Source organism: Thermopirellula anaerolimosa, assembly GCF_054657335.1.
Genome location: NZ_BAAHYX010000006.1, coordinates 2,753,592 through 2,766,902, shown reverse-complemented (window position 1 = coordinate 2,766,902; position 13,311 = coordinate 2,753,592). Strand labels below are relative to the sequence as shown.

Annotated in this window: 7 protein-coding genes; 6 read left to right on the top strand and 1 reads right to left on the bottom strand. The window is 64.3% G+C overall.

Annotated features, from left to right (window positions below; all coding sequences use genetic code 11):
* Positions 1 to 330 precede the first annotated feature (330 nt).
* From ACYQ6J_RS15995 to serA, 6 genes are all read left to right on the top strand, one after another.
* Positions 331 to 1,116, top strand: coding sequence for a succinate dehydrogenase cytochrome b558 subunit (locus tag ACYQ6J_RS15995; protein WP_460185193.1), 786 nt, complete (start codon positions 331 to 333; stop codon positions 1,114 to 1,116).
* Positions 1,117 to 1,173: 57 nt separating this feature from the next.
* A complete protein-coding gene (sdhA, locus tag ACYQ6J_RS15990) occupies positions 1,174 to 3,141 on the top strand; it encodes a succinate dehydrogenase flavoprotein subunit (RefSeq protein WP_460185192.1) in 1,968 nt (655 codons plus the stop codon).
* 112 nt (positions 3,142 to 3,253) lie between these two features.
* A complete protein-coding gene (gene sdhB / locus ACYQ6J_RS15985) occupies positions 3,254 to 4,117 on the top strand; it encodes a succinate dehydrogenase iron-sulfur subunit (protein ID WP_460185191.1) in 864 nt (287 codons plus the stop codon).
* A 634-nt stretch (positions 4,118 to 4,751) separates the two neighbouring features.
* Entirely contained in the window at positions 4,752 to 6,212 is a 1,461-nt protein-coding gene (locus ACYQ6J_RS15980) for a Gfo/Idh/MocA family protein (protein WP_460185190.1), read from the top strand.
* Positions 6,213 to 6,345: 133 nt separating this feature from the next.
* Complete coding sequence (locus tag ACYQ6J_RS15975; RefSeq protein ID WP_460185189.1) at positions 6,346 to 9,858, top strand: WD40 repeat domain-containing serine/threonine protein kinase; 3,513 nt, start codon at positions 6,346 to 6,348, stop codon at positions 9,856 to 9,858.
* 285 nt (positions 9,859 to 10,143) lie between these two features.
* A complete protein-coding gene (gene serA / locus ACYQ6J_RS15970) occupies positions 10,144 to 11,787 on the top strand; it encodes a phosphoglycerate dehydrogenase (RefSeq protein ID WP_460185188.1) in 1,644 nt (547 codons plus the stop codon).
* 86 nt (positions 11,788 to 11,873) lie between these two features.
* On the opposite strand, the gene hydG is transcribed toward serA, so the two are convergent.
* Positions 11,874 to 13,298: a [FeFe] hydrogenase H-cluster radical SAM maturase HydG gene (hydG, locus tag ACYQ6J_RS15965; protein ID WP_460185187.1), complete on the bottom strand. Its 1,425-nt coding sequence runs from the start codon at positions 13,296 to 13,298 to the stop codon at positions 11,874 to 11,876.
* Positions 13,299 to 13,311 lie beyond the last annotated feature (13 nt).

Below are 13,311 nucleotides of genomic sequence, written 5' to 3'. Positions count from 1 at the left end.
CGTAAGCTGGTGGTGGAACCCTGGGTAGCGTCAAAACACCTCGGGCTTACGCCCGAGGCTCTCATGCGTGGAAAATAGAGCCACCAGCGTAAGCTGGTGGTGGAACCAGGGAGCGCTGGGCGGCGCCGGACTCTTGCCTATCGTGGGCGAGGCGAATTATATTTTGAATAAAGACAACCACGACCGTCGTAATCGCTTCGCGTCGAAACGATCGCCCCTTGCGGCGCCGTCACCGGGAGTTCCGGATCGTAACGCGACCTCGCGCCGGGCGCGTTGCCGTTTCCGCTCTCCGTTCTTGCTCCTGAACCTCAGCCTGTAGGATTGTTTCCCGTGCTCAAGGCCGACTTGGCTTCTCTGTTCGGGCGTCACGAATTCTTCATCCGCCGCTTGCATTCCTTCACCGGTCTGGTCCCGGTCGGCGGTTTCATGGTCTTTCACCTGGCCACCAACGCCTCAATCGCCGACGGCGTGGAGATTTTCCAGTATCGCGTGAACGTCATCCACGGCCTGGGTCCCTCTACCATCATGATGCTGGAATGGCCGTTCATCTTCCTGCCCATCCTGTTCCACGCGATCGTGGGCATGATGATCGTCTCTCGCGGCAAGCGGAACGTGGCGGCCTATCCGTATCCCGAAAACATCCGCTACACGCTCCAGCGCTGGACCGGCGTGATCGCCTTCTTTTTCATTTTGTGGCACGTCTTTCACATGCACGGTTGGCTCAAGTTCGAGTGGTGGCTGGACAACGTGGCCAAACCCTTGGGCGGCCATCAATTCGATCCCGCTCGAGTCATCACCGCCGCCGAGGCGATTCAGGCCTCGATTTGGATTCGGCTGTTCTACATCGTGGGTGTACTGTCGTGCGTCTATCACTTCGTGAACGGCATTTGGACGGCGGGGATTACGTGGGGACTTTGGATCAGCCCCCGAGCGCAACGGATGGCATCGGGCTTGGCCCTGGTGATCGGCATATTTCTGGGCGGCATTTCCGTTGCCGCCCTGTACGGCATGAATACGATCGACACATCCAACGCGCAAGCCCGCGAAACGATGTCCGACGGCGCGGCGCCGCCGACGGAAGTTCGCGCGGAGACCTCCGCCGCCGAGAGGCCCTGAGCGGCCTGCGTCGGGCGTCTGGTTGACTTGGCGATTCACTCTGAACCGAGGCACGGCATGGCATCATTTCGCGTCATCGTGGTGGGAGGGGGGTTGGCCGGTCTTTCGGCGACCATGAAATTGGCCGAACTGGGCGCCGAGGTCTGGTTGATCAGCCTGACCCCCGTCAAACGATCCCACAGTTGCTGCGCCCAAGGCGGCATCAACAGCGTCAACAACCTGACCCGGCAGTTGGGCGACTCGGAGTGGTCCCACTTCGAGGATACGGTGTACGGCGGCGACTTTCTCCAGCACCAACCGCCCGTCAAGGAAATGGCGGAATGGGCGCCGCGGATCATCGACCTGATGGACCGACTGGGCGTCACCTTCAACCGCACCCCCGAGGGCTTTCGCGATCAGCGACGCTTCGGCGGCACGCTCTATCCCCGGACGGCCTTCGCCGGGGCCACCACCGGCCAACAACTCTTATATGCCTTGGACGAGCAGGTCCGCCGCTGGGAAGTGACCGGGCATGTGCGAAAGTTCGAGTTCTGGGAATACCTCGGCCCGATCCTCGACGAAAACGGCGTATGCCGCGGGTGCACGGTTCAGGACTTGGTGAGCATGGAGATTCGGGCCTTGCCCGGCGACGCCCTGGTCATCGCCTCCGGCGGGTGCGGCGTCATTTACGGGCGGTCCACCATGTCCATGGCCTGCAACGGCAGCGCCGTCAGCAGGACCTACCAGGCCGGGGCGCGCTACGGCAACCCGGAGTTCATTCAGGTCCATCCCACGGCCATTCCCGGCAGCGACAAACTGCGGTTGATGAGCGAATCGGCGCGCGGCGAAGGCGGGCGCGTTTGGGTGCCGCGGACGCCTCAGGATCCCCGCCCTCCCCATCAAATCCCCGAGAGCGAACGCTACTACTTTTTGGAGGAGCGCTATCCCAAGTACGGCAATCTGGTGCCCCGCGACATCGCCACCCGCGAAATCTTCAAGGTCTGCACGCAGGAAGGCCTGAGCGTCGAGAAGGACCGCCTCTGCGTGTACCTCGACTTGACCCACCTGCCCCGCGATCTGCTGGACCGCAAGTTGGGCGGCATCTTGGAAATCTACGAGAAGTTCCAGGGCGTCGATCCCCGCGCCGTGCCCATGAAGATCTTTCCCGCCGTGCATTACTCGATGGGCGGTCTGTGGGTCGATTACGAGCGGACGGCGTCCGGCGGTCTGCGGATCGGTTCGCCGCGGAATCAGCACACCAACATCACGGGCATCTTCGCGGTGGGCGAGTGCGATTATCAATATCACGGGGCCAACCGACTGGGCGCGAACTCGCTGCTTTCCTGCATTTTCAGCGGTTTGATCGCGGCCCCCGGCATTTTGTCGTATATCAAGGACGGCGACCAAGCGCCGCGGGACCGCGTAGGCTCGTCGCTCTTCGAGCAGGCGGAGCGCCGCCGGAAGGAACAACTGCAAGAGTTCCTCCGCCGCCCGCAAGACGGCGACAACCCCTACCGTATTCACCAGGAATTGGGGCGCGTGATGACCGCCGCGGCGACCGTGGTGAGGCACAACAAGGAACTGGATGAGGCGTACGAGAAGGTGCTGGAACTGGAAGCCCGGGCCAAGCACTGCTCACTCTCCGACACCGGTTCGTGGACGAATCAGAACCTGGTATTCACGCGGGCCTTGGAGGATATGTTCCCCGTGGCCAAGGCGATCCTCCGCGGTGCTCGGATGCGGGACGAGTGTCGCGGCGCGCACTACAAGCCCGAATTCGAAATGCCGTCCATCACGGCGCAGGATCCCGCCGAGGCCCGGCGGCAGGCCGAGGCCTGGTGCGACCGCTTCGAAGAGAATACCCGGCGCTGGCTCAAATCGACGATCGCCACGTACGACGAGGACGGCGAACCGGTCATCCATTACGAGGAAGTGGACACCAGTCTGATTCCTCCCCGACCGCGACTGTACGGCTTGGTGGGCGGCCAGATCATCGAGCAGGTGTGGCGGGAGCGGCGCCGACCGGAGGTCGCCGCCACGACATGAACGGGCGAAAGAGGGAAGGCGTTGCGGCCGAAATCGTCGACCGCCCGAACCCTCCGCAAAAATCCGACGCATCGAAAGAATTGAACCTTAGACGCTATTCGGTAATCAGCCCATGACGGATTCCAGCGATTCCCACCGGCAGGGCGGTCGGCGCCCGCGGCAAATCAACGTGCGGGTACGGCGGCAAGCCGGTCCGGACCAGGCGGCTTATTGGGAAACCTTCGCTCTGCCCTACGAGCCGGACCTGAACGTCATCAGCGTGCTGCAAAAGATCGCCGCCCTGGGCGAGAACGCCGCGGGCAAACGCGTCCCGCCCGTGGCCTGGGAGTGCAATTGCCTGGAGGAGATTTGCGGGGCGTGCACCATGGTCATCAACGGTCGGGTCCGCCAGGCCTGCACCGCGCTGGTCGACCGCTTGCTGGAGGATGATCCCCGCGAAATCCGGTTGGAACCGATGTCCAAGTTCCCGGTCATACGCGACTTGGTAGTGGACCGAACCCGCATCTTCGCCACGCTGAAAAAGGTCCGCGCCTGGGTTCCGGTGGACAACTACCTGGACCTCGGGCCGGGACCTCGCCAGTCCCAAGAGAATCAAGAGATCGCCTACCTGTTGAGCAAGTGCATGAGTTGCGGTTGTTGCATGGAAGCCTGCCCGCAGTTTCTCAAGATCGAAGTCCGGCGACTGCCCGGCGAGAGTGAGGACGACTACCGCCGTCGGGAGGCGGAAATTACGAACCGTGCATTCATGGGTGCGGCGGGCATCGCCCAAATCGACCTCTTCAACAGCAACCCCATCGGCGCCATGAACGCCCGCGAACGTCTCGATGTCCTCGTCGGCGAGGGCGGCATTCAGGTCTGCGGCAACGCACAGAATTGCGTCAAGGTCTGCCCCAAGGAAATCCCCCTTACCACATCGATCGCGCGGATGGGGCGGGCCGCCACGATCCACATGTTCCGCCGGTGGTTCGACCTGTAAGGATCAGCGCCGCTGGGATCTTCGGCGATTGGGCGTCCGGTTGCTCCACCGCCGGCTCACGCCGGCGGCTCCAATTACGTCACTCCAATTGCGTCACTCCAATTGCGTCACTCCAATTGCGTCACTCCAATTGCGTCACTCCAATTATGTCACTCCAATTATGTCACTGGCGCCAATCACGCCGAGTGCTTGATTCTTCCCGACGCCATCGCGCAAACCCTAGAGCCGCCAGCGTAAGCTGGTGGTGATTTTCCCAGAGCCACCAGCGTCAGTTGGTGGTGATTTTCCCAGAGCCACCAGCGTAAGCTGGTGGTGGAATCTTGGGTAGCGCCGCAACACCTCGGGCTTACGCCCGAGGCTCCAGAATTCGATTCTACGGCGAAACGCCCCCACCTCGGGCTGACGCCCGAGGCTCATCAGTTTTTCATCGCGAACACTAGAGCCGCCGGCGTAAGCCGGCGGTGAAACGCAGCGGCAAGCCCCTCAAAAACCCGGCGGCGCGTTGCAATCGGCGCGGCCGTGTGGTTGAATGGAGCCGTGATCGGGCGGAGCGATCGGCGCATCCGTCGGCCGATGGGGCTTCACCCGCCGCGACGATCGCATCCGCGTGCCCTGACTGATGTGAGGAGAAACCATGACCCGCCCCAATCGCAGAACCTTCCTCAAGACCGCGGCCGCCGGCGCCGCCTTCACGTTTGTCATCTCGGATTCGCGTCGCCGCGTGCTCGGCGCCAATGAAACGATCCGCGTCGGCGTGGCGGGGATCAACGGCCGAGGCGGCGCCCATATCGACGCCTTCGCCACCATGCCCGACGTGCAGGTCAGCTACCTCATCGATCCCGACAGCCGACTGTTCGCCAAGCGGAGCGAGCAGGTCCAGAAACGCGGCGGCAACACGCCCACGTGCGTGCAGGACATCCGCCGGGCGCTGGAGGACAAAAACCTGGACGCCGTCTCGATCGCCACGTGCAACCACTGGCATTCGCTGATCACGATTTGGGCATGCCAGGCGGGCAAGGACGTGTACGTGGAAAAGCCGTGCAGCCACAACGTGTTCGAGGGACGCAAATGCGTCGAGGCCGCCCGCAAGTACGGCCGAATCGTCCAGCACGGCACGCAAAGCCGCTCCAGCGCGAGTTGGGCGAGGCAGGCGGCGGCGGTGGCTTCGGGCAAGTACGGCAAACTGCTGATTTCCAAGGGCTACGCCAGCAAGCCGCGTTGGACCATCGGGTTCAAGCCCGACACCGACCCGCCCTCGGAGTTGGACTACAACCTCTGGCTCGGTCCCGCCCCCGAAATGCCCTTCAACGGCAACCTGGTGCACTATAACTGGCACTGGTTCTGGGAGACCGGCAACGGTGAAATCGGCAACCAGGGCGTGCACCAAATGGACATCGCCCGCTGGGCCATCCCCGGCGCCAAACTGCCGGATTGGGTCATCAGCGCGGGCGGGCGGTACGTCGACGAACCCGAGCACGGCTGGAAAGACCAGGGCCAAACCCCCAACATGCAAATCACCGTGATGGGCTTCGGCGACGTCCTCTTGCTGTTCGAGGTCTTGGGCTTGGTCGGCAAGGAAGGGCCCGGCGGCAAGAAGTTCGATCCCAAGGTGGACAACGAGTTCTACCTTACCGAGGGCGTGATCCGCGGAGGCAAGTTCTATCCCAAGGGCAAGGACCAGGCCGAGGAACTGGACCAATTCGACGTCACCATGGGGCCCGGCGATCAGTTCGAGAACTTCATCGCCTGCGTCCGCAGTCGCAAGGTGGACCAACTGCACGCCGACATCGAAGTGGCCCACTACTCGGCGGCACTGTGCCATCTGGGCAACATCTCCTATCGACTGGGCGCGGAGTCCTCTTTTGCCGACGCCGCCAAGGCCTTGCCCGACAACGAGACGGTGGCCGCCTCGTGGAAGGCGCTCGAGGAGCACCTCGCGGGCGCGCTGGGCGTCAACCTCGCCGAAATGAAGTGCACGGTGGGTCCCAAGCTGGCCTTCGATCCCGCGCGGGAACGCTTCGTGGACAACGCCGAGGCCGACCGACTTCTGACGCGGAACTACCGCGCGCCCTTCGTGGTGCCGGAGACGGTCTGAGTCGGTCCGCTCCGTCCGGTCCGCCGCGAGGTGGAGAACCCTTCGGAACGAGCCATAATGGAGATGGGACGCGGAGACGGCGCTGCGCCGCGTCTCCTTTTGTGCGCGCTGCGTCCTCCTCGGCGTTCGGATCATGGCCCAATTGGAAGACTGGATTCGCGAAGCCTGCGATGTGCTCGACCGCTCCATCCGCCGGGGCGAATCGCGGCGCGTGGAGGACCTGCTCGCCTCACACCCTGGGCCGCATCCCGCGCCGGAGCTCTTGCTCGAACTGATCTACACCGAATTCGTCGCCCGGCACGAGGTCGGCCTCAACCCGGACCCCGAGGAGTATTTCGCCCGATTTCCCGATCTAATCGAGGACCTCCGCGAACTCTTCTTCGTCCATCGGATCGTGCATGCCGAGGACGAAGCGACGGGGGGATTGTCCGAGAGCGAGACCGATCTCCCGAACGATACGGCGGCGGGAGATCGGCCTGAGCCGATTACGGACGATGCCCCGGCTCTGGCGATGCTGGGCCGCTATGCGCTGCTGGAAGTGATCGGCGAGGGGGCCACGGCCAAGGTCTACAAGGCCCGCGATACGCAACTGAAACGCTTGGTGGCCGTCAAAACGCTGGCGCGCGGCGACGAGGCGCGGGAGGGTGGTCCGCCGCCGGAGGCGGAGGCGGCGGCATCGCTTCGGCACCCCAACATCGTCCAAGTTTACGAGGTCGGCGAGGCCGACGATTGCCGCTACGTGGTAATGGAGTTACTGGAGGGCGGCACGTTGGCCGACCGGCGAGGCCGGGTCTGGAAGCCGCGACAGGCCGCGCGGTTGGTGGAAACCCTGGCCCGGGCCGTGCAGTACGCCCACGATCACGGCATCCTCCACCGCGACCTGAAGCCCGGCAACGTCCTGCTCGATCACGACGGTACGCCGAAGATCAGCGACTTCGGTTTGGCCGTCCGCTTGGACCGCTCGCAGTCCGCGTCGGGCGAGTGGCTGGTGGGAACGCCGGGCTACGCCGCCCCGGAGCAGATCTGGGGCCGACCGGAGGCGGGAAGTCCCGCCGGGGACATATACGGCTTGGGGGCGATCTTATACGAACTCCTGACGGGTCGCCCGCCTTTTCGTGGGCGCAACGCCATGGAGACCATGCTGTTGGTCAAGAAGACCGAACCCGTCTCGCCGCAAAAACTTCAACCGCACTTGCACCGCGATCTGGCCGTCATCTGCCTGAAGTGCCTGGAGAAGGACCCCGGCAAACGCTATCCCTCCGCCGCCGCCCTGGCCGACGACCTGCGGCGTTTCCTGGAGGGGCACGTCATCACGGCCCGGCCCGCCGGTCCCTTGGAACGCGCCGCCAAGTGGTTCCATCGCAATCGCGCCGTTGCCATGGTGGGAGCGGCGGCGGTGGTGCTGCTGGTCGGATTCGCGCTGACCTGGCGGTGGTACGCGTCGCGTCTGGAGCAGGAAATGCACGGCAAGGCGTTCCTGGCCGAGGTGACGGCACGACAGGAGAAAGTCCTTCGCTCTCAGCAGGACCTGGCGCGACAGCAGCGGTACGCGGAGGCGCTGTCTCAGGCCGGGGAGTTGTTGGCCGACAACCCGGGCGCGGCGGAGGCGGTTTTGCACGACCCCGAGCTGTGCCCCGAGGACCTCCGCGACTTCGCTTGGCGACTGCTCGACCGCCTAGCGTCGGCGGGCCGAAAGAGTTGGGACCTTTTCCCGCCCCTGCCGGAAAATGCCGGAGAGGCCGGTTCGGCCGATGCGTCCCCGCCGGGGGATTCGCCGCCGCTCACGCCCGCAGCGGAACAAGAGGATCGCGAAATCGTCCGTTTGGCCGTCTCTCCGGACGGGCGCCGCCTGGCCGTGGGGTGCGCGGACGGCACCCTGCTCCTTTGGGATACGCAGGAACGGAAGGCGTTGGCCCAAACCCACTTGGCCCGGGGGGCCGCGACGCCGGCGTTTTCCCCCGACGGTTCCGCCTTGGCCGCGGCGGGAGAAGGCGCCGAGGTGACGCTCTGGTCCATACCGGACCTGAAATTGCTTCGCCGGTGGAACGCCGCCGCCCAGACCGTGCACGGACTGGCCTTTACGGGCAAAGGCGAGGGGCTTTTGGCCGCCACGGACGCCGGTTTGCGAGCGGCCCTCCGCGACGAAGAGACCGGCCAGGCTGCCGGAGACGCGATGCGCACGCTAACCGTGGACTTGGGCACCTTCGTCAACGATCGCCGGTTGGGGGGAGTCGCTCGACCGCCTTTCCGTCCGCCGCGCAACTTTCAGCCCGACCTCACGTGCTTGGCCGTCGATCCCGAAGAGTCCTCCATCTTCTGCGGCACCGGGGGAGGGCGTTCCTTCCTGCTTTCGTGGCCTAAGCTGACGCTGACCGCCGTCTTTCGCGAATTCAACGGGCCTGTTTCGGCGGCCTCGTTCTCTCCGGACGGCACGCTGCTGGCGGCGGCATCCGGTTCCAGCGTTTGGCTCTATCAGCGGCGGACCGGCGTTTCGCGGTATCTGCGGGAAGCCCATTTCCGCCCCATCGTCGCGCTGGCTTTTTCCGCCGACGGCAAGCAATTGCTGACCTGCGGCCTGGACTCGGCGGCCAAGCTTTGGGACGTGCGAACGCTGGCCCCGATACGCCGGTTTACGGGTCAGTCGGGCTATCCGGTGCAAGGGTTGTTCGCCCCCGACATGAGCAGCATTTGGACGGCCTGTCGAACCGTCTTGACGCAGTGGGACCTGACCCACGGCGAAATACCCGCGGGCTTGAGCGGACTGAACGCGGGCGTCCGAAACTATCTTCCCTCTCGGCAAGGCAAACGACTGCTACTGTTGGAAGGACTGGTTCCCCGGGACGCCGCCATCACGCTGTGGGATATGACGAGCGGAACGCGATTGGCGACGGTCAAGCAAATGGGGGTCGCTCCGCCCGTCATGACTCTGTCCGCGGACGGCGATTGGCTGGCGGTTCCGGCCCGCGAACGGCAGATCGAGATCCGCGACGCGGAGACGCTCAACCTTCGTCGCACGGTGACGCTGCCCGACGCCGCCCCGGTGTCGCTGATTCTGGCTCATCCGACGTCGAGCGAGCTTTGGATCGCCGATCGCGGCGGTCGTCTCTATCGCTGCCGGATCGAGGCGACGGGCGAGGCACCGGTGGAGGAGGTTCGCGAACCGCCGTCGCCGGCGGTCGAGGTCACGGCCATGCAATTCGATCCCGGCGGACGACGTTTGGCTCTGGGCACCGCGGACGGACGCATCCAGGTTTGGGATTTCGAGCGGCGGACTTCGGTTTCAACAAGCCTGCGTCCCGCTCCCGTGGGGGCCTTGGCCTTCAGCCCCGACGGCGAAAGTCTTGCCGCGGCGGCGGAAGGCTCGGCGATCTGTTTGTTTAGCCGCGACCTCTCCACCGTGGATCGTTGGAGCGAGGTCCCCGGCTTCATTACTTCCCTGGCGTTCACGCCCGACGGCGAGGCCTTGATCTCGGGTACGCCGCCGGACCCTGCGGGCCGCGTGGAAATTCGCGTGTGGAACGTCGCCTCGGGGCGATGTCACGCCGTGTTCCCCGACTTCGCCGGACCGATCCATTTCTCCGCCGCCGGCGACGCGATGTTCACCCTGGACGCCCGCCGAGAACCGCGAATCTGGCCGCTCGAATAGACGCACATCCGGCAGCGACCGAGCGAGGGACGGATTCGGCAGGCATGGGGCGTCCCCGGGCGACTTTCGGTTCCAAGCGGCGCGAACCGATCCGGCCCGAGCCTTGTCGAACCCGCAGCGGCCCCCGCCCCTCCGGCGGTTTCGGGACCTTGACCCCGCTTTGCCGTTGCCTTAAAAGTAAGGTTTTGCACGCCTTGTCGTTTGCCGGACGCATCCGCGTTGGGTTCGAGCCTGTGCTCCCCCCCGGCTTCGCTTCACTTGGAAGGATGATTCAGGAAACCTGCCATGCCCAAAGTCGTGGTGCTTGATCCGTTGTCGCCCGAGGGTCTCAAACTGTTGGAAGCCGCCGGTTCCATCGAGCACGAGGTGCGAACGGGCCTGAAAGGCGAGGAACTACGAAAAACGCTGCAAGAGTTCGATGGCGCGATCTGCCGCAGCGGGGTCAAGATCACGGCCGACGTCTTGGAAGGCAACACGCGGTTGAAGGCGATCGTTCGGGCGGGGGTGGGCGTGGACAACATCGACTCCGCGGCCGCCACACGCCTGGGAATCGTGGTCATGAACACGCCCGGCGGCAACACCGTCGCCACCGCCGAGCATACGATCGCCCTGATGATGGCCCTGTCCCGCAACCTCTTTCCCGCCTATCAAAGCCTGCTGGAAAAGAAGTGGGAGCGCAGCAAGTTCATGGGGACGGAGTTGGCCGGCAAGACGCTGGGCATCGTGGGTCTGGGCCGAGTCGGGCAGGCCGTTGCCGAGCGCGCCATTGGATTGAAAATGCGCGTCATCGGCTTCGATCCCTTCCTGCCCGAGCATCGCGCCAAGGAGTTGGGCATCGCCACCTGCAAGAACCTCGACGAGATGTTGCCCGAGGTCGATTACCTGACCGTCCATACGCCTCTCAACGACCAGACTCGCAACCTCATCGACAGGCCGCAAATCGCCAAGATGCGCAAAGGCGTCCGCCTGATCAATTGCGCGCGGGGCGGAATCTATAACGAGGAGGCCTTGCTGGAGGGATTGGAAAGCGGACAAATCGGCGGCGTGGCCCTGGACGTCTATCCCAAGGAACCGTGCACCGAGAATCCTCTGTTCGGGCGTCCCAACGTCCTGTGCACGCCGCACCTCGGCGCCAGCACGGAAGAGGCCCAATCCAACGTCGCCCTGGAGGCTGTGGAACTGCTGGTCGATTTCTTCACCACCGGAGCGGTTCGCAACTCGGTCAACATGGCGCCCCTCGATCCCAAGATGCTGGAGGGGTTGCGGGGTTATTTGGACCTGGCCTATCGCATGGGCTTGCTAATGGCGCAACTCGACCGCAATCCGCCGCAGCGCTGCAAGCTGCGGTATCAGGGCGACGTCGCCTCCCGCGATACTCGGCTCCTTTCCTCCGCCTTCGCCGCCGGTCTTTTGGCACAAGCCCTTGACCAATCGGTCAACCTGGTCAACGCCGAGATATTGCTGCGGCAACGGGGAATCGAACTGGCCGAGGAACGCAGCGCCGAGGTCGGGGACTTCTCCTCGCAAATCACCGCCGAGGTCACTCGGCAGGACGGCAGTTCCATCGTGGGCGGCACGGTCTTCGGCAAGTCCTTGCCGCGGCTCATTCAGAAGCGACGGTTCCGCTTGGAAAGCCCGCTGGAAGGCATCATGCTGGTGATGTACCACCGCGACGTGCCCGGCGTCGTCGGCAAGATCGGCGAGATCATGGGTCGCCACAACGTCAATATCGCATTTCTTTCGCTGGGTCGGGCCGAGAACCAGCCCGGCGGCGAGGCCATCGGCGTGCTGGCCCTGGATTCCTATCCCCCCGCCGAAGCCCTCAATGAAATGCTGAAAATGGAGCCGATCCACAAGGTCACCGTGGTGCAACTCCCGCAGCGGGGCGAGTTGCCGTCTTGGTTGTCGGTGGGCGTTCCCCGCGACTGAGCCCGCCCGACTTGCTCCAAGAGCCGAGAGGCAAGTCGTTGCGCCGGTCCCGCCTCGCGGGCGAAGGCGGCTCGCGAATCCGCATCTCAAAAATACAGGTCGCGCTGGTCCGTCTCGCGGATGCGACGCAGGCGTTCCAGCAGCGCGGTCTTGCGCGGACCCTCCGGAATCTTGGATAGCTCCTCTTCGATCAGGCGGACTCCGGCCTCGTAGGTCTCCCGCGACCCATAGTCCACAAGATATTCCATCAGCGTCGTCAAGGCGTTGGGCGTGCAGAATTGCTGAATAAAGCCGGGAATGGCGAATTCCATGAAATGCTCGCCGGTCCTTCCCAGGCGGTAGCAAGCCGTGCAAAAGCTGGGGATGTAGCCGTCCACGATCAGTTGCCGCAGCACGTCGTCCAACGGGCGGAGGTCGCCCAGTTCGAACTGCTCCCGCTCCAAGACCTGGGCGTCGCCCGCCTCCGTGTATCCGCCCAACTCGATGCGGCTACCCGCGTCGATCTGCGAAACACCGAATTCCATGACCTCGCGGCGCAACTCGGCAGGCTCCCGCGCCGTCAGGATCAGACCCGTGTACGGCACGGCCAGGCGGAGCACGGCGATCAATCGCTTGAACTCCGCGTCGCTGACGCGATACCGCTCATCCAATCGCACACCCGCCGCGGGGCGCAAACGCGGAAAGCTGATCGTATGCGGCCCCACCCCGTAATGCGCTTGCAGGAATAGGGCGTGCGTGACCAGTCCCAGCACCTCGAATTTCCAGTCGTACAGACCAAACAGGGCGCCGATTCCCACGTCATCGCAACCCGCCTCCATGGCCCGGCTGTGGGCGTCCAATCGCCACAGGTAGTCGCCCTTGCGAGTCTTTCGCGGGTGCACCTGCGCGTACGTCTGGTGATGGTACGTCTCTTGGAATATCTGGTAGGTGCCGATGCCGGCGTTCTTGATCTCGGCGAAGCCCTCGTGGTCCATCGGCGCGGCGTTGATGTTGACCCGACGGATCGAAGCCCGCGGGCGGCGCGCCGCGTACACCGTGCGAACGCAATCGGCGATGAAGGTAGGCGAATACTCGGGATGCTCGCCGAAGACCAGGATCAGCCGCTTGTGTCCGCGATCGAGCAGGGCCTCCACCTGCCGCCGGATATCCTCGGGCGAAAGCGTCCGCCGCTGCACCGCGCGGTTGCTCCGCCGAAAGGCGCAGTACGCGCAATCGTTCGTGCACTCGCTGCCGATGTACAACGGGGCGAAAAGGACGATGCGATTCCCATACACATCCCGCTTCAAGCGACGCGCGGCGTCGAAAATCTCCTCGATCAGGTCGGGACTTTCGGCGCTCAGCAGGACCGCCGTCTCCTCCACCGTCAGGGCTTCCTTGTTCAGGCTCTTGGCGATGATCTCGCGGACCCTTCCCGGTTCGGCGGGCAAATTCAAAAGGCCGTGCAGTTTCGGTTCGTCGATGAAATCCGCGGCGCTGCCGCTCAATCGCCGCCGGATCGCGGAGGAAGACATATTCAAGCAACCT